This window comes from Streptomyces achromogenes (genome assembly GCF_030816715.1).
Lineage (GTDB): Bacteria > Actinomycetota > Actinomycetes > Streptomycetales > Streptomycetaceae > Streptomyces > Streptomyces achromogenes_A.
Window position 1 is genome coordinate 1213192 of the sequence record NZ_JAUSYH010000001.1, and the last position, 16236, is coordinate 1229427.

The 16236-nt window shown below is 73.1% G+C and carries 15 protein-coding genes; 6 read left to right on the forward strand and 9 right to left on the reverse strand.

The window, feature by feature from the left end; all coding sequences use genetic code 11:
• Window positions 1-48 precede the first annotated feature (48 nt).
• Window positions 49-1188 carry a methyltransferase gene (locus QF032_RS05425; protein ID WP_306956214.1) on the forward strand — a complete coding sequence of 380 codons (1140 nt, stop codon included), beginning with the start codon at window positions 49-51 and terminating at the stop codon, window positions 1186-1188.
• Between the two features lie 145 nt (window positions 1189-1333).
• Here QF032_RS05425 and QF032_RS40565 read toward each other — a convergent pair whose 3' ends face one another.
• The 4 genes from QF032_RS40565 to QF032_RS05445 all read right to left on the reverse strand — a co-directional run bounded on the left by QF032_RS40565 (window position 1334) and on the right by QF032_RS05445 (window position 6337).
• Window positions 1334-2599 carry an MSCRAMM family protein gene (locus QF032_RS40565; protein ID WP_373430296.1) on the reverse strand — a complete coding sequence of 422 codons (1266 nt, stop codon included), beginning with the start codon at window positions 2597-2599 and terminating at the stop codon, window positions 1334-1336.
• A gap of 146 nt (window positions 2600-2745) precedes the next feature.
• Window positions 2746-4647, reverse strand: coding sequence for a molecular chaperone HtpG (gene htpG / locus QF032_RS05435; protein ID WP_307055137.1), 1902 nt, complete (start codon window positions 4645-4647; stop codon window positions 2746-2748).
• Between the two features lie 122 nt (window positions 4648-4769).
• Window positions 4770-5609, reverse strand: a complete 840-nt coding sequence (locus tag QF032_RS05440) for a hypothetical protein (RefSeq protein WP_307040536.1) — start codon at window positions 5607-5609, stop codon at window positions 4770-4772.
• A 101-nt stretch (window positions 5610-5710) separates the two neighbouring features.
• Window positions 5711-6337: a hypothetical protein gene (locus QF032_RS05445; protein ID WP_307055138.1), complete on the reverse strand. Its 627-nt coding sequence runs from the start codon at window positions 6335-6337 to the stop codon at window positions 5711-5713.
• Window positions 6338-6460: 123 nt separating this feature from the next.
• Here QF032_RS05445 and QF032_RS05450 point away from each other — a divergent pair, with 123 nt between their 5' ends.
• A complete protein-coding gene (locus QF032_RS05450) occupies window positions 6461-7207 on the forward strand; it encodes a maleylpyruvate isomerase family mycothiol-dependent enzyme (protein WP_307040540.1) in 747 nt (248 codons plus the stop codon).
• 31 nt (window positions 7208-7238) lie between these two features.
• Here the strand turns inward: QF032_RS05450 and QF032_RS05455 are convergent, their stop codons facing one another.
• Window positions 7239-7643 carry a MarR family winged helix-turn-helix transcriptional regulator gene (locus QF032_RS05455; RefSeq protein ID WP_306954689.1) on the reverse strand — a complete coding sequence of 135 codons (405 nt, stop codon included), beginning with the start codon at window positions 7641-7643 and terminating at the stop codon, window positions 7239-7241.
• Between the two features lie 86 nt (window positions 7644-7729).
• Between QF032_RS05455 and QF032_RS05460 the strand changes: the two genes are divergently transcribed.
• Both QF032_RS05460 and QF032_RS05465 read left to right on the forward strand, forming a co-directional pair.
• On the forward strand, window positions 7730-9232 hold the full coding sequence (locus QF032_RS05460) for an MFS transporter (protein WP_307055140.1): 1503 nt from the start codon (window positions 7730-7732) through the stop codon (window positions 9230-9232).
• Window positions 9233-9315: 83 nt separating this feature from the next.
• The gene (locus QF032_RS05465) at window positions 9316-9606 is read left to right on the forward strand and encodes a DUF6332 family protein (protein WP_307040544.1); all 291 of its coding nucleotides are present in this window, start codon (window positions 9316-9318) and stop codon (window positions 9604-9606) included.
• On the opposite strand, the gene QF032_RS05470 is transcribed toward QF032_RS05465, so the two are convergent.
• The 3 genes from QF032_RS05470 to QF032_RS05480 all read right to left on the reverse strand — a co-directional run bounded on the left by QF032_RS05470 (window position 9567) and on the right by QF032_RS05480 (window position 12477).
• A complete protein-coding gene (locus QF032_RS05470; protein ID WP_307040546.1) occupies window positions 9567-10232 on the reverse strand; it encodes a response regulator transcription factor in 666 nt (221 codons plus the stop codon). The genes QF032_RS05465 and QF032_RS05470 overlap by 40 nt on opposite strands.
• Entirely contained in the window at window positions 10229-11536 is a 1308-nt protein-coding gene (locus QF032_RS05475) for a sensor histidine kinase (RefSeq protein WP_307055142.1), read from the reverse strand. The genes QF032_RS05470 and QF032_RS05475 overlap by 4 nt, the downstream gene beginning before the upstream one ends.
• Window positions 11537-11784: 248 nt before the next feature.
• Window positions 11785-12477: a TetR/AcrR family transcriptional regulator gene (locus QF032_RS05480; RefSeq protein WP_307040551.1), complete on the reverse strand. Its 693-nt coding sequence runs from the start codon at window positions 12475-12477 to the stop codon at window positions 11785-11787.
• Between the two features lie 154 nt (window positions 12478-12631).
• Between QF032_RS05480 and QF032_RS05485 the strand changes: the two genes are divergently transcribed.
• Window positions 12632-13087 (forward strand): nitroreductase family deazaflavin-dependent oxidoreductase, encoded by a 456-nt coding sequence (locus QF032_RS05485; protein WP_306954679.1) that lies wholly within the window; start codon window positions 12632-12634, stop codon window positions 13085-13087.
• Window positions 13088-13097: 10 nt separating this feature from the next.
• Here the strand turns inward: QF032_RS05485 and QF032_RS05490 are convergent, their stop codons facing one another.
• Entirely contained in the window at window positions 13098-14375 is a 1278-nt protein-coding gene (locus QF032_RS05490; RefSeq protein ID WP_306954677.1) for a geranylgeranyl reductase family protein, read from the reverse strand.
• Between the two features lie 203 nt (window positions 14376-14578).
• Between QF032_RS05490 and QF032_RS05495 the strand changes: the two genes are divergently transcribed.
• Complete coding sequence (locus QF032_RS05495; protein WP_307055143.1) at window positions 14579-15934, forward strand: dipeptidase; 1356 nt, start codon at window positions 14579-14581, stop codon at window positions 15932-15934.
• Window positions 15935-16236: the final 302 nt, after the last annotated feature.

The window sequence follows — 16236 nt, forward strand, 5'->3', positions numbered from 1 at the left end:
CCGCGCCTGAGCTGCGGCTCGGCTAGCCTGACCATGATGAACGACCGTATGACGACGCCGTGGGGCGAGGTCGAGCTGGCCCGCCACCCCGAGGACACCCGAGATCAGCTGCGCGCCTGGGACGCCTCCGACGCCTACCTGCTCAGACACCTCGCGGCGCAGGACGTCCCGCTGACCGGCACGGTGGTGGTGCTGGGCGACCGCTGGGGCGCGCTGGTCACGGCGTTGGCGGCGCACCGGCCGACACAGATCACCGACTCCTGGCTGGGGCAGGAGGCGACCCGGGCCAATCTGGCGCGGGCCGGCGCCGAGACCGGTTCCGTGCGGCTGCTCACCACGCAGGATCCGGTGCCGGAGCGGATCGACGTGCTGCTGGTGCGCATCCCCAAGAGCCTCGCGCTGCTGGAGGACCAGTTGCTGCGGCTGGCGCCCGCCGTGCACGCGGGCACGGTCGTCGTCGGCACGGGCATGGTGAAGGAGATCCACACCTCGACGCTGAGACTGTTCGAGCGGATCCTCGGGCCGACCCGGACCTCCCTCGCCGAGCAGAAGGCCCGGCTGGTCTTCTGCACCCCCGACCCGGCGCTGAAGCCGCCGGTCACCCCGTGGCCCTACGTGTACGACCTGCCCGGCGACCTCGGCTCCCCGCTCTCCGGCCGGCCGGTCGTCAATCACGCCGGGGTGTTCTGCGCCGACCGCCTCGACGTCGGCACCCGGTTCTTCCTCCGGCATCTGCCGAGCGCCGGGGGCGGCCGCCGGGTCGTCGACCTGGGCTGCGGCAACGGGGTCGTCGGCACGGCGGTGGCGCTGACCGACCCGCGGGCGGAGGTGCTGTTCACCGACGAGTCGTTCCAGGCGGTGGCGTCGGCGGAGGCGACCTACCGGGCGAACGGGGTGCCGGGGCACGCCGAGTTCCGGGTCGGGGACGGGCTGGCGGGCGTCGCGGACGGCAGTGTGGACGTCGTGCTCAACAACCCGCCGTTCCACTCCCACCAGGCCACCACCGACGCGACCGCGTGGCGCATGTTCACGGGGGCCCGGCGCGCGCTGCGGCCGGGAGGCGAGCTGTGGGTGGTGGGCAACCGGCATCTGGGCTACCACGTGAAGCTGAAGCGGCTGTTCGGCAACAGTGAACTGGTCGCCGGCGACCGCAAGTTCGTGGTGCTGAAAGCGGTCAGGCAAGGGTGAGTCCTCGCCCCTGCGCGACGATCCGCTCGCCGGTGCGTATCGTCCCTCGTCGGCCGGGCGGTCCGCGGGCGGGGATCCCCCGGGAACGCCGCGCCTCGGAGGGATCCGCGCCTTCCCGCCGAAGCGCGGCGAACCAGTGCGGCAACTAGCCTTCCGCGTGGGCGAGTTCGATGTCGTGGTCGCCCACGTCGGCGCCATCGAGGCTGACGCGTCCGGCCCGGGGCGGATAGCCGGCCGCGACGACCGTGTACGGGCCGTGGTCCAGGTCGGTGAAGGCGTACGCCCCGTCGCCGCCGGTCGTGGCGGTCGCCACGACGTTGCCCGCGGCGTCCATGAGGGTCACCCGGGCATCGGCCAGCGGAGCGCCCGCGCCGCGTACCGTGCCCCGTACCTGTGCGCCGGGCCGCAGCTCGACGTCGACCCGGGTGAGACCGGCGACGCCGACCTCGACGGGCAGGGCCAGCGGCCGGTGCCTCGCAGAGCTGACCGCGAGGACGACCGCCCCCGGTACCAGGTCGGCGACGGCGAACTCGCCCTCGCCGTCGGTCCGCGCGGTGGCCAGCACATCGCCGCGGACGTCCGTGACGACGACCACCGCGTCCGCCACCGGCGCTCCGTCGTCCGTGGACCGCACCGTGCCGGCCAGACCGCCGGCGACACCGAGCAGCACGTCGTGGCTGACGGGCTCCGCCCCGACCACGACGGTCGCGGCCTGCGGCTGGTGTCCGTCGGCCGAGGCGATGAGCACGTAGGCGCCCTCTCCCGGCGTCTCGAGCGCGTAGCAGCCGTCGCGGCCGGTGACCGCCCGGCCCAACTGCCGCCCGCCCAGCGAGACCAGCGTGACGGCGGCGCCGCACACCGGTGCGCCCTCGGCGCCCCGCACCAGCCCGCGCACCGCCCGGCCGCCGCCGGCCGGACCGCCGTCGGTCAGCCCGGGAACGGTCGCGACGAGCTCCGCGACGGCACGGGCCAGCGGCGCGGCCACGGCCGCGCCCACCGCCCCGTCCCCGGGCACGCCGACACCCGACTGCTCCGGGTTCGGTTCCGTCGGCGCCGGTTCGATCGAGGCCTGCTCGCCGGAGGGCGGTGTGCCCTGCTCACCCTGCTCGCCGGAGGCAGGCGTGGCCTCCTCGCCGGAGGAAGGTGCGGCCTGCGTTCCGATGGCCGCGGTCCGCCGTCCCGGGAGGAACGCGGCGAAGGCCAGGACGAGGACCACCGCTCCGGCCCCAGCCGCCATGACCACCTCGAAGCCGTTCTCCGAGGGCAGTGCGACGCCGCCGACGTCGGTGGTCATGCGGGCCAGGATCGCGCCGGCCGCGGCGCCGAAGGCCAGCACCGCCACGCCGACGCCGGCCCGGGGCGCCGCGGCCCCCTCCTCGATCCGCACGGACCGGGTCTGCGCAGGGGACATGGGCCGGGCCTCCGTGGGGGGTGCGGTACTGCACGACTGGCAGCATCCTAGGCCCGCTTGATTGACTCAAGCAACTAGCATGTCCGGTGTGCGACGTGTGAAGGTTCCGGGCAGGGAAACCCTGCCCGGAACCCCTTTCCCGCCCGTTACAGCGTGCGCTCCAGGCTGTCCGCCACCAGCTTCACGAACCGGCCGGGCTCCTTCGGCCGCCCGCCCTCGGCGAGCACTGCCAGACCGTGCAGCAGCTCCGCGGTCTCGGCGAGGCCGGAGTGGTCCTCGCGCTCCTGGTAGGCCTTGTTCAGGCCCTTGACGAGCCGGTGCTCGGGGTTGAGCTCGAGGATCCGCCGGGCCCGCGGCACCTCCTGCCCCATGGCGCGGTACATGTTCTCCAGCGCCGGGGTGAGGTCGTTCGCGTCGGAGACGATGCAGGCCGGCGAGACCGTGAGCCGGGAGGACAGCCGCACCTCCTTGACGTCCTCGTCCAGCCGCTCGTTCATCCAGGCGAGCAGCCCCGCGTACTCCTCGCTCTGCTTCTCGCGCTCGCCGTCGGCCTGCTCGCCGCCCTCCCCGTCGAGGTCGACCTCGCCCTTGGCGACCGACCGAAGCGGCTTGCCGTCGAACTCGCCCACCACGTCGGCCCACACCTCGTCGACCGGGTCGGTGAGCAGCAGGACCTCCACGCCCTTCGCCCGGAACGCCTCCATGTGCGGGGAGTTCTCGATGCTCTGCCGGGACTCGCCTGTCAGGTAGTAGACGGCGTCCTGGCCCTCCTTCATCCGCTCGACGTAGCCCCGCAGGGTGGTCGGCTCGTCCTCGCTGTGCGTGGTCGCGAAGGAGGAGACCGCGAGAAGCGCGTCGCGGTTGTCGGAGTCGGAGAGCAGGCCTTCCTTCAGGACGGCGCCGAACTCCCGCCAGAACGTGGCGTAGCGGTCGGGCGCCGCGGTCATCATGTCCTTGATCGTGGACACGACCTTCTTGGTCAGCCGGCGCTGCATCATCCGGATGTGCCGGTCCTGCTGGAGGATCTCGCGGGACACGTTCAGCGAGAGGTCGGCGGCGTCGACCACGCCCTTGACGAAGCGCAGGTACGGCGGCAGCAGCGCCTCGCAGTCGTCCATGATGAAGACGCGCTTCACATACAGCTGGACACCGCGCTTGTAGCCCTGGTTGTACAGGTCGTGCGGGGCGTGGGAGGGCACGAACAGCAGCGCCTGGTACTCGAAGGTGCCCTCGGCCTGCAGCCGGACGGTCTCCAGCGGTTCGCGCCAGTCGTGACTGATGTGCTTGTACAGCTCGTGGTACTCGTCGTCGGACACCTCGTCGCGCGAGCGCGCCCACAGGGCCTTCATCGAGTTGAGCGTCTCGGCAGCGGGCGCGGCGTCGTCGCCCTCGCCCCTCTTCGGGGTCATCCTGATCGGCCAGGTGATGAAGTCCGAGTAGCGCTTGACGATCTCCCGGACCGTCCACTCCGAGGTGTAGTCGTGCAGCTTGTCCTCGTCGTCCGCCGGCTTCAGGTGGAGGGTGACGGAGGTGCCCTGCGGCGCGTCGTGGACGGCCTCCAGCGTGTACGTCCCCTCGCCGCGCGACGACCAGCGGGTGCCCTGTGCCTCCCCCGCGCGCCGGGTCACCAGGGTCATCTCGTCCGCCACCATGAAACCGGAGTAGAAACCGACGCCGAACTGGCCGATCAGCCCCTCGGCGCTGCCCGTGTCCTGCGCCTCGCGCAGCTCCCTGACGAACTGGGCCGTGCCCGAGTTGGCGATCGTGCCGATCAGCCGTCCGACCTCGTCGTACGACATCCCGATCCCGTTGTCCCGCACGGTGAGGGTGCGGGCCTCGGGGTCGGTCTCGATCTCGATGTGCAGGTCGGAGACGTCGGCGTCGGGCGCGTCCTCCCGCAGCGCGGCGAGGCGCAGCTTGTCCAGCGCGTCGGAGGCGTTGGAGACGAGCTCGCGCAGAAAGACGTCCTTGTTCGAGTAGACCGAGTGGATCATCAGTTGCAGCAACTGACGGGCCTCTACCTGGAACTCAAACGTTTCGGTCGACATGGTTGGCGTGTTCCTCACAGGTTCCGAAAGAGTCTCCTGAACTGGCGGAAGCCACTTTAGGACACGTTCTCGCGCTGCGCGGGCCGGTGGTGCGGATGCCTCCCGCGAAACGCGGCGGGTCGTCAGCGCAGGAGAGCGGCGCGCAGGGTGAGGCCGTGGCCGACGCGGAGCCGGCGCAGTTCCCAGAGGGCGACCGCGGTGACCGACAGCGGGGCGCCCAGCAGAAGCAGGATCCGCACCGGGACCGGGACGCCCTCGTAGGCGCCGGTGAACACGTCGATCAGCGCCATCTCCCACACGAGCACCAGCGCCAGCAGCGGCGGCACCGTCTCGTGGATGTCCGCCGTGCGGAACACGTGCGCGAGGGACATCCCGACGCCGTAGACGACGAACGGCAGAACCCACACGACCATGAACAGGGCGACGACGGCGGTGATCACCGTTGTCGCGGGACCGGTTGCGAAACGGCCGTCGAGCAGGCCGGTCAGGACGGCCGCCGGGAACAGGGCGACCGCGGCGATGATCGCCACGACCGAGCCGAGCGGTCTGGCCGCCCGACGCAGCAGTTCACGCCGGGCGGGCGGGCGCGCCGCGCCGATCAGCGCGCCGACGGCCAGGGGGAAGGTCACCGCGAGGACGAGGACGTTGTTCCAGGTCTGATCCACCCGGTCGTCGGCGAAGTCCCCGACGGACGCGACGAGTCGGTAGGAGACCATCACCCACACCACGGCGGCCAGTCCGACGGCGGTGCGGATCCGCTGCATGCGGGCGACCACCGGATCGTCCACCCGGCCCGGACGGGACGGCCGGAACACCGTACGGCCCACCGCGATGGGGCCGACGGCCCGCCACAGCCGCCGGAACACGCCCACGCGGGGCACGGGTTGCGGCAAGGGCTGCGGCCCGTAGGGGTGGTACGGGTCGTACGGCGGCTGTCCGCCCTGCTGGTTCCAGGCGTTCATGGTGACGGCTCCCCCGAGGCACTGCGGTGATCACAGCGGTGATGACAGATGCGCGCGGAAGCCTAGCGACCGCATCTCCCCGGCGTCGGGCCACGGGTGGATCAGCGCGGAATCTCCTCCACCTGTGCGAAGCCTCCCGTCGCGTGCCAGTCCAGCCGGGTGAGCGTCTCGGTGGAGTTCCGGGTGAAGCGCAGGCGCCGGGTGTCGCCCTCGCCCTGCGCGGCGACCTTCGTCCAGCCGTCGAAGTCCCTGGTGAGCTTGGTGTCCCAGCGTCCGAGGCCGGCCGTGCCGACCGCGGCGATCGACTCGGTCGGCGGCTCGCCGTCGTAGCAGTAGACGCCCCAGTCCGCGATGACGGCGACCGTGTCGCCGAACGCCTTGAGCGTGAGGCTGTGACAGCGGTCCGTCGCGGTCGCGTACACCAGGCGCGGCGCGCTCCAGGCGCCTGTGTCCGCGTCCCGGTGCCGCTCCACCAGTCCGCGTCCGGCGACGTACGACATGCCCACGCGCCGGCCGTCGGGCAGGCGGATCTCCCCGTCGAAGCGCGGGTCCGGAGACGGGGTCGGCGAGGCTTCGGCCACGGACCTCGTCGGCGTCGCGGTCGCCCCGGCCTCCGTGTCCGTCGCCCCCGCGGTCGCGCTCCCCGTGCCCGTCGGCCCGCCGCAGGCCACCGCGAGGCCCGCCACCATCGCCACCGCGGCCGAGGCCCGCAGCCGATCTCCGCTCATGCGCATTCCCCCATGGTGCACTCCTCGCCACGTGCGACGACGCCGCGCGACACGGCCGGGCGCCTCCGGCCGGTGCGCTGCCCCCCTCCCCGCGTCCGCACTCCGTCGGGCAGACTTCCCCACATGGAGACTTCCGAGTTCCTCGAGATCCTCGACCGCGAGGGCCGGGCCCTGGCCGACGCCGCGGCGGAGGCGGGCCCCGATGCCAAGGTCGTGACCTGCCCGGGCTGGCAGGTACGGGACCTGCTGCGGCACACGGGCGCGGTGCACCGCTGGGCCACGTCGTTCGTCGCCGACGGCCACGCCGCCTTCCGCCCCATCGAGGAGCCGCCGGAGCTCGACGACGATGCGCTGCGGGACTGGTTCCGCGCCGGACACCGGCGGCTCGTCGACACCCTTTCCACCGCGCCGCCGGACGTGCGGTGCTGGCACTTCCTGCCCGGGCCGACGCCGCTGGCGTTCTGGGCCAGGCGACAGGCGCACGAGACGGCCGTGCACCGCGTGGACGCCGAGTCGGCCCGCGGCCGCGATCTCGAGGAGGTCGCGCGGGAGTTCACCGCCGCATTCGCCGCGGACGGCGTCGACGAGTTGCTGCGCGGTTTCCACGCGCGCGACCGGAGCAGGGTGCGCAGCGAGGTGCCGCGGACGCTGCGGGTGCGGGCGACGGACACGGCCGACGCGGTGTGGTCGGTGCGCGTGTCGTCGGAGCCGCCGATGACGCGGCGCGACGCCGACGGGCCCGCCGACTGCGAGGTGTCCGGACCTGCCGCCCCGCTCTACCTCTCGCTGTGGAACCGGTTGCCGCTGCCCGCCGTGACCGGTGACGCCGCGCTCGCGACGCTGTGGCGGGAGACGTCCGGGGTGAGCTGAGCGGCGGCCCCGGTCCGGCGGCGGGCGGCCGTCAGTCCGTCAGCATTCTGGTGAGCACCGCGCGCTGCACCGGCCGTACGTCGCCGTGCAGCGCGCGTCCCTTTCCGGTGAGCGCCACCCGGACGCCTCTGCGGTCCTCCGCGCACAGGCCCCGCTCGACGAGACCGTCCTTCTCCAGACGGGCGATGAGCCGCGACAGCGCGCTCTGGCTGAGGTGGACCCGTTCGGCGATCTCCTGGACGCGGAAGCCGCACGAGACGTCTCGCGCAGGCGACTCGGCGAGGACGTCGAGCACCTCGAAGTCGCTGGCGCACAACCCGTGTCGGTGCAGTGCCCGGTCGAGTTCGCACTGGGTGCGGGCGTGCAGGGCCAGCATGTCCCGCCACTGGTCCACGAGCGCCTGCTCGGCCTCGGACCCGCCCTTCTCCACCGCCATGGGGCGCACCGTAGCAGAGCACGGAATTTGTTGCACCCGAATTAAATGCGTTTGCATTCGATGCACGCGCATGTACTGTCGTCGGCATGACCTCTCCGCTCACCTCCCCCGCGGTCACCCTCCCCGAGGGCCGCTGGACCTCCCGGCTCTGGGGCACGCTCCTGGTGCTGTGCGCCGCGATGTTCCTGGACGCGCTCGATGTGTCCATGGTCGGCGTCGCCCTGCCGTCCATCGGCTCCGACCTCGGGCTCTCCACCTCGACGCTGCAGTGGATCGTCAGCGGCTACATCCTGGGCTACGGCGGGCTGCTCCTCCTCGGCGGCCGCACGGCCGACCTGCTGGGCCGCCGCCAGGTGTTCCTGATCGCACTCGGCGTCTTCGCGCTGGCCTCGCTCCTCGGCGGACTCGTCGACTCGGGTCCGTTGCTGATCGCCAGCCGGTTCATCAAGGGTCTCAGCGCCGCCTTCACCGCCCCGGCCGGCCTGTCGATCATCACCACGACATTCCCGGAGGGCCCGCTGCGCAACCGCGCGCTCTCCATCTACACCACCTGCGCCGCGACCGGCTTCTCGATGGGCCTGGTCCTCTCCGGCCTGCTCACCGAGGCCAGTTGGCGCCTGACCATGCTGCTCCCCGCCCCGATCGCCCTGGTCGCGCTGGCTGCCGGACTGAGGCTCCTGCCGCGCAGCGAACGGGAGAAGAACCACAACGGCTACGACGTCCCGGGCGCCGTCCTCGGCACCGCGTCGATGCTGCTGCTGGTCTTCACCGTGGTGCAGGCCCCCGAGGCCGGCTGGACGTCCGCCCGGACACTGCTGTCCTTCCTCGCCGTGGCCGTCATGCTGACCGTCTTCGTCCAGGTCGAGCGGCGCTCCGCCGGCCCGCTGATCCGGCTCGGCGTGCTGCGCTCGGGCAGCCAGATCCGCGCCCAGCTCGGTGCGATGGCCTTCTTCGGCTCCTACGTCGGCTTCCAGTTCCTGGCCACCCTGTACATGCAGACGCTGCTCGGCTGGTCGGCGCTGCACACGGCGCTCGCCTTCCTCCCGGCCGGCGCGCTGGTGGCGGTGTCCTCGACCAAGGTGGGCTCGATCGTGGACCGGTTCGGCACGCCACGGCTGATCGCGGCGGGCTTCGCCCTCATGGTCGCCGGGTACGCGCTCTTCCTCCGCGTCGATCTCGACCCGGTCTACGCCGCCGTCATCCTGCCGTCGATGCTGTTGATCGGCGCGGCCTGCGCGCTGGTCTTCCCCTCGCTCAACATCCAGGCCACCAACGGCGTGGCGGACCACGAGCAGGGCATGGTCTCGGGTCTGCTCAACACCTCGGTGCAGGTGGGCGGTGCGATCTTCCTCGCCGTCGTGACGGCGGTGGTGACCGCGGGAGCCCCCGCCGACCCCACCCCGCAGGCCGTCCTCGACAGCTACCGCCCCGGACTGACGGTGGTGACGATCGTCGCCGCGGCGGGTCTGCTCATCACCCTCCCCGGCCTGCGCACCCGGCGCGCCCGCAACGCGGTCGTCGTCGCCAAGTCCCCTTCCGTGCAAGCGGAGTTCGAGGCGCCGATGGAGCCGGTGGGGGTCCGCGACTGAGCCGGCGCCCGGAGCGCCGTCCGCACCGGGCCGCCCGGCGGGGCCGATTGCCCCGCCGGGCGGCCGACTGTGACACTCACCGCATGGACGGCCACGGAGGACAGGGGCGGCGCACCCAGGCCGAGCGGGACGCGATCACCGTCGAGATCGGGTACGCGCTCGTCAGCGCCGTGTTCGCGGCGGCTGTGACCTTCGGGGCGATCGCGGGTCCGGCGCTGCTGTTCGACCTGCCCGGCCTGGCGGAGACCTGGCTGGTGCGGGCAGGCCTCGTCCTCGCTCCGGTGCTGTTCGCGGCCCGGGTGATCTCCGTGCTGGTCCGCTTCCGGCCGGGCGCTCAGCCCAGCCAGCCCGGCCGGACCAGGCCCGACTCGTAGGCGAGGACGACCAGTTGGGCCCGGTCCCGGACGCGCAGCTTCACCATCGTGCGGCTGACGTGCGTCTTGGCGGTGAGCGGGCTGACGACCAGCCGGCGGGCGATCTCCTCGTTGGACAGACCGATGCCCACCAGGGCCATCACCTCGCGTTCCCGCTCGGTGAGCCGGCCCAGCGCGTCGTCCGCGGCGGGCTGCTTGGAGCGGGCGGCGAACTCGGCGATGAGCCGGCGCGTCACTCCCGGTGAGAGCAGCGCGTCGCCGGCCACCACCGCCCGCACGGCACGCAGCAGTTCGTCCGGCTCGGTGTCCTTGACCAGGAATCCGGAAGCCCCCGAGCGGATCGCCTCGAACACGTACTCGTCGAGTTCGAAGGTGGTGAGCATGACCACCCTGACCTCGGAGAGGGTCTCGTCGTCGGTGATCCGGCGGGTGGCGGCCAGGCCGTCCAGGAGGGGCATCCTGATGTCCATCAGGACGACGTCGGGCCGCAGTTCGCGCACCGCCCGCACCGCCTCCCGCCCGTCCGCGGCCTCCCCGGCCACCTCGATGTCGGGCTGCGCGTCGAGCAGCGCCCGGAATCCCGCCCGGACCAGCGCCTGGTCGTCGGCGAGCAGTACGCGGATCACCGGTCCTCCCTCGCTCCACGGTCGTCCCCGGACGTCGCGGGCAGCACGGCCAGCACCCGGAATCCGCCCCCGGGCCGCGGGCCCGCCTCGATCGTGCCGCCCAGCGCCGCGGCCCGCTCCCGCATTCCGGCGAGACCGTTGCCGCCGCCGCCCGCGTCGGCGCCGGTGGCCGGGCCGTCGTCGTCGATCCGCAGCCGCAGCGTCGTACCGCTCGCGTCGAGCCGCACGCGCGCGTGACGCGAGCCCGAGTGGCGTACGACGTTGGTCAGGGCCTCCTGGACGATGCGGAAGGCGGCGAGATCCGTGTGCGGCGACAGCCGCGGCGGCTGTCCGGTCACCTCGACCGTGAGGCCCGCGCGCGCCGCCTGTTCCACCAGTTCGGGCAGCCGGTCCAGGCCGGGTGCGGGGGCTCGCGGCGCGTCCCCCGGGGCACGGAGGGTGTCCAGCACCTGGCGCACCTCTCCCAGCGCCTCCTTGCTGGCGGACTTGATGGTGCCGAGCGCGGTGCGCGCCTGCTCGGGGTCGGAGTCGAGGAGCGCGAGGCCCACGCCCGCCTGCACGTTGATCACCGAGAGGCTGTGCGCGAGGACGTCGTGCAGTTCACGCGCGATGCGCAACCGCTCCTCCCCTGCGCGCCGCCGGGCGGCCTGCGCGCGTTCGGCCCGCTCACGGGCCCACTGCTCACGCCGGCTCCGGACCAGCTCCGCGAGCGCCACGATCGCCAGGACCCATCCGGTGACGACGAGTTCCTGCCCGAAGGGTGCCGCGTCGTCGCCGGCGGGCGGCAGCCAGCGGTACCACCAGTGAGCGACCAGCAGATGCACGGCCCACAGCATCCCCAGGGCCGTCCAGGCGGCCCGGCGGTGTCCGGAGACGACAGCGGCGAAGCAGGCCACCGCCACGGTCAGGAAGACCGGTCCGTAGGGGTAGCCCACGCCGAGATAGAGCGCCGCGACCGCCGCGGTGCCGAACACGACGGCGACGGGGTGCCGCAGGCGCCACAGCAGCAGCCCGGAGGCGACCACCAGCAGCACGCGCGCGAAGACGTCGAGGGGGGCCCGCTCGCCCTCCTGCGCGTGGGCCGCGAAGGTCGAGCCGGCGAGCACGACCACGGTGATCAGCAGGGTCGAGGGCCACGGCGGCCGGCGGGCGGGGCCGGGCTCCGTGTCGTCCGGGCCGCCCGGCCCTCCCGCCCACCGCGCCTCGCCGCGCCCCCTCCAGCGGCGCGGCAACGGTGACAGCCCACGCGAGCGCCGGCCCCGCCGCTGCGCGCCGGGGGGCCCGCTCACCTGCTCTCCGTCCATGCCCGCCACGCTAGACGTCGCCCGCCCCGCCCGACGTCCGCCGGACGAGGTGGTCGGCCGTACTCCCCCGGAAGTACGGCCGGGCGACGGATGGCGACGGGAGACGAGGGCCCGGCGGGCGGCACGCGCACCGCGGCGGGTCCGGCGCCGAAGCGCCCGGGCGTCCGCGAGGCGGGCCGGGTCGTCGAAGCCGTCGCACCATCAGAGTCACCGGAGTCAGACCGGCCGGCCGGGTCGGCGGGGCGCGTCTAGCGCAGGCCGACGTCGCGGGCCAGGCGGGTCACCGCGTACCGGAAGAAGGGCTCGCGTTCCTCCACGACGCGGTGGAACTGCCCGAAGAGCTCGAACCCGACCAGCCCGTACAGCTGGGCCCAGGCGGCGACGAGGGCGGTGACCGCTCCCGGCGGGAGGTCGGGCGCGAGGTCCGTCGCCATCCGCACCGCCTCGGGGACCAGATCGTCCGTCAGGAGCGGTACGTCCAGCCGGTCCTCGCGGCGCGCGTCGCGCACGATGCCGATGAGGAGGAGGCCGACCCGGGCGGCGGAGGGGACCGTCGTCCGGGGTGCGCTGTAGCCGGGCACCGGTGAGCCGTAGATCAGCGCGTACTCGTGCGGATGGGCCAGCGCCCAGGCGCGCACCGCCTCGCCGACCGCGACCCAGCGTTCCAGGGGCGCGGTCCCCGCGACGGTCGTGTGCGCGGCTTCCGCGCTCTCGCCGAGGGAGTCGTAGGCGTCGATGATGAGCGCGGTGAGCAGATCGTCGCGGCTCGGGAAGTACCGGTAGAGCGCCGACGAGGCCATGCCGAGTTCACGGGCCACGGCGCGCAGCGAAAGCTTGGCGGCACCCTCGGACGCCAGCTGTCTGCGGGCCTCCTCCTTGATGGCCGCGGTGATTTCGGCCCTGGCCCGGGCCCGTGCGCCTCGAACGGTGTCGCTGCTCATGTCCGCAGTGTCCCACGGAAACGGATCGGTGCGCACATTCGCGAGCGGCGCACCGAAAAGAGAGCAGCGCTCTTGCCATGACGTACCGCACTCGGGCACACTCGTTCTCGAGCGAGAGCAGTGCTCACACTTTCCGCCTCAGGAGGCAGCAGCGATGTCGACCCACGTGCAGAAGCCAGGCTGGTTCACCGTCAACGTCTTCAATCGTGCGGTGGCCTGGCTGACCCGTCGCGGTCTCAGCGTGTGGGGGTCCAGGGTGCTGGCGGTCCGCGGCCGCAAGAGCGGCGCCTGGCGGACCACCCCGGTGAACCTGCTGACCGTCGACGGACAGCAGTACCTCGTCGCCCCGCGCGGCCACGTCCAGTGGACGCACAACATGCGCGCGGCGGGCGGCGGCGAACTCCACCTCGGCAGAGCCGTGGAGGAGTTCACGGCCACCGAGGTCACCGACGACGACAAGGCGCCGCTGCTGCGCGCCTACCTCAAGCGCTGGAAGGCCGAGGTCGGCGTCTTCTTCAACGGGGTGGGCCCGGACTCCCCCGAGGCCGAACTGCGCCGTATCGCCCCGGACCACCCGGTGTTCCGGATCACCGTCACCGACCGCCGCTGACCGGGAGCGGTCAGGAACCGCTCTCGTCGGCCGCCTGCGCGGGCTCCGCGGTGGCCGCGATCCGCCGGTCCATCGCGGTCAGCGCCCGCTGGGCCATCGGATGGGACCGGACGAGTTCGCCCAGCGTTGTCCGGCCACGTGTGATGTCGGTGAACGCCCGCCAGGCCGGCCGGAACCCGGTGAGCGCCGCGTGGAAGAGCCCGGGACGGCGCTCGAACGCGGCGAGCATCCGCTTGCCGACGCTCATCTCCACGCCCAGGCCCGCCTTGACCGCGAAGGCGTAGTTCAGCGCCTGGCGGCGGGCGTCGACCGCGTCGTGCGCCTCGGAGATCCGGACCGCCCACTCGCCCGCGAGCCGGCCGGAGCGCAGGGCGAAGGAGATGCCTTCGCGCGTCCACGGCTCGAGCAGCCCCGCCGCGTCCCCGCAGACCAGCACCCGCCCGCGCGAGAGCGGCGAGTCGTCCGCCCGGCAGCGCGTCAGATGACCGGAGGAGATGCTCGGTTCGAACCCGGCGAGGCCGAGCCGCCCCACGAAGTCCTCCAGGTAGCGCTTGGTGGCCGCGCCTTCGCCGCGCGCCGAGATCACGCCTACGGTCAGCGTGTCCCCCTTGGGGAACACCCAGCCGTAGCTGCCCGGCATCGGGCCCCAGTCGATGAGTACCCGGCCCTTCCAGTCCTCGGCGACCGTGTCCGGGACCGGGATCTCCGCCTCCAGGCCGAGGTCCACCTGGTCGAGTTTGACGCCGACGTGCGCTCCTATCCGGCTGGCGCTGCCGTCCGCCCCGACCACCGCGCGCGCGAGCAGCGTCTCACCGCCCTGCAGGACGACGGCGACCGAGCGCCGGTCCGGCACCGCCGAGCCGTGCTGCTCGACCCGCTGCACGGTCACGCCGGTGCGCAGCTCGGCGCCCGCCTTCTGGGCGTGCTCGACCAGCTGCTGGTCGAACTCGGGCCGGTTGATCAGCCCGAACAGCATCTGCCGGGAGCGGCGCGTGCGGGTGAAGCGCCCGTTGTTCGAGAACGTGACCGCGTGCACGCGGTCACGGAAGGGCAGCTCGAACCCGGGCGGCAGCGCGTCCCGGGAGGGGCCGATGATGCCGCCGCCGCACGTCTTGTAGCGGGGCAGTTCCGCCTTCTCCAGCAGCAGCACGCGCCGCCCCGTGACCGCGGCCGCATAGGCGGCCGAGGCCCCCGCGGGCCCCGCGCCCACCACCACGACGTCCCACACCTGCCGGGCGTCGTCCGCCGAAGAGTTCTCGTCGTCCGCCGAAGAGTTCTGGCTGCTCACGATGGTCTACTGCTCCCGATCAAGCCGCTTGCCGCACCTGTCTCCCCGCATCCTACGGCGGAGATCGTCACGGCCCGATGACGGTCCGCTGTGGCAGGATCGGCGGCGTGCGCGCCCCCACCCGGCAGACGCGTACGCTCGCACGGTCCCTCGAACGGACCAGTGCCACCCTGTACAACGTCGCACCCACAAGGAGCGTGCCCATGTCGTCGAATCCGGTCGCCGAGACCGTCGCCTCGCTGATGCCCAGGGCACGGGCGGAACTCGCCGAACTGGTGGCCTTCGCGTCGGTGGCGGACTTCGACCAGTTCCCGAGGAGCGAGAGCGAGGCCGCCGTCGACTGGATCTCGGCGGCCCTGCGGGCCGAGGGCTTCCAGGACGTGGCCGTCCTCGACACTCCCGACGGCACCCAGTCGGTCTACGGCTGTCTGCCCGGCCCCGCCGGCGCCAGGACCGTCCTGCTCTACGCGCACTACGACGTGCAGCCGCCGCTGGACGAGGCCGCCTGGACCAGCCCGCCCTTCGAGCTGACCGAGCGGGACGGCCGCTGGTACGGCCGCGGCAGCGCCGACTGCAAGGGCGGCGTGGTCATGCACCTGCTCGCGCTGCGCGCCCTGAAGGCGAACGGCGGCGTGCCGGTCACCGTCAAGGTGATCGTCGAGGGCTCCGAGGAACAGGGCACCGGCGGCCTGGAGCGGTACGCGGAGGAGCACCCCGACCTGCTGACGGCCGACGCCGTCGTCATCGGCGACGCGGGCAACTTCCGCGTCGGCCTGCCGACGGTCACCTCCACCCTGCGCGGCATGACCATGCTGCGGGTGCGGGTCGACACCCTCGAGGGCAATCTGCACTCCGGCCAGTTCGGCGGCGCGGCCCCCGACGCGCTGGGCGCGCTGATCCGCGTCCTGGACTCGCTGCGCGCCGAGGACGGCTCGACGACGGTCGACGGACTCACCGACGACTCGCGGTGGGAGGGCCTGCAGTACGACGAGGCGCAGTTCCGCAAGGACGCCAAGGTGCTGGACGGCGTCGGCCTGATCGGTTCCGGCACGGTCGCCGACCGCATCTGGGCCCGGCCCGCCGTGACGGTCCTCGGCATCGACTGCCCGCCGGTCGTCGGCGCCACCCCGTCCGTACAGGCCGGCGCCCGCGCGCTGATCAGCCTGCGCGTGCCGCCGGGCGTGGACGCCGCCGAGGCCACGAAGCTGCTCCAGGCCCACCTGGAGGCGCACACCCCGTGGGGCGCGCGGCTGAGCACCGAGCAGATCGGCCAGGGGCAGGCGTTCAGCGCCGACACCACCAGCCCGGCGTACGCGGCGATGGCGCAGGCCATGTCCGTCGCCTACCCGGGCCAGGAGATGCAGTACGCGGGCCAGGGCGGCTCCATTCCCCTGTGCAACACCCTCGCGGGCCTCTATCCGCGGGCGGAGATCCTGCTCATCGGCCTGAGCGAGCCCGAGGCGCAGATCCACGCGGTCGACGAGAGCGTGTCCCCGCAGGAGCTGGAGCGGCTGTCGGTGGCCGAGGCCCTGTTCCTGCGCCACTACGCGGCGAGCTGAGCCCCCCGGGACGGGCATCCCGGGGAGCGAGGAGCACGCGGCTTCGCGCGGTGTCGTGCGGGGCCACGAAGAAGGTAATGGGGGCGGCGGATCGGTGCCGACGGCCGGCGGCCGACCCGTGGGCCCCCCTCGACGACGGACCGCCCGTCGGTCGGCTGCCCATGGGTCGGCTGCCGCTTCGGCCGCCGAGGCACGGTTCGGACGCCGTCGCACGGTTGTCCCGACAAGAGACACAGCTGTCCCGGGAGGAGACACGGCCGTCCGGACGGGAGACACCGCTGTCGGGACACGGCCCTCCTGAC

What these genes read in the sequence shown, in the direction of transcription:
- QF032_RS05425 (WP_306956214.1), top strand. Translation starts at nt 49, where the DNA reads ATGACGACGCCGTGGGGCGAGGTCGAGCTGGCCCGCCACCCCGAGGAC.
- QF032_RS40565 (WP_373430296.1), bottom strand. Translation starts at nt 2,599, where the DNA reads ATGTCCCCTGCGCAGACCCGGTCCGTGCGGATCGAGGAGGGGGCCGCG.
- htpG (WP_307055137.1), bottom strand. Translation starts at nt 4,647, where the DNA reads ATGTCGACCGAAACGTTTGAGTTCCAGGTAGAGGCCCGTCAGTTGCTG.
- QF032_RS05440 (WP_307040536.1), bottom strand. Translation starts at nt 5,609, where the DNA reads ATGAACGCCTGGAACCAGCAGGGCGGACAGCCGCCGTACGACCCGTAC.
- QF032_RS05445 (WP_307055138.1), bottom strand. Translation starts at nt 6,337, where the DNA reads ATGAGCGGAGATCGGCTGCGGGCCTCGGCCGCGGTGGCGATGGTGGCG.
- QF032_RS05450 (WP_307040540.1), top strand. Translation starts at nt 6,461, where the DNA reads ATGGAGACTTCCGAGTTCCTCGAGATCCTCGACCGCGAGGGCCGGGCC.
- QF032_RS05455 (WP_306954689.1), bottom strand. Translation starts at nt 7,643, where the DNA reads ATGGCGGTGGAGAAGGGCGGGTCCGAGGCCGAGCAGGCGCTCGTGGAC.
- QF032_RS05460 (WP_307055140.1), top strand. Translation starts at nt 7,730, where the DNA reads ATGACCTCTCCGCTCACCTCCCCCGCGGTCACCCTCCCCGAGGGCCGC.
- QF032_RS05465 (WP_307040544.1), top strand. Translation starts at nt 9,316, where the DNA reads ATGGACGGCCACGGAGGACAGGGGCGGCGCACCCAGGCCGAGCGGGAC.
- QF032_RS05475 (WP_307055142.1), bottom strand. Translation starts at nt 11,536, where the DNA reads ATGGACGGAGAGCAGGTGAGCGGGCCCCCCGGCGCGCAGCGGCGGGGC.
- QF032_RS05480 (WP_307040551.1), bottom strand. Translation starts at nt 12,477, where the DNA reads ATGAGCAGCGACACCGTTCGAGGCGCACGGGCCCGGGCCAGGGCCGAA.
- QF032_RS05485 (WP_306954679.1), top strand. Translation starts at nt 12,632, where the DNA reads ATGTCGACCCACGTGCAGAAGCCAGGCTGGTTCACCGTCAACGTCTTC.
- QF032_RS05495 (WP_307055143.1), top strand. Translation starts at nt 14,579, where the DNA reads ATGTCGTCGAATCCGGTCGCCGAGACCGTCGCCTCGCTGATGCCCAGG.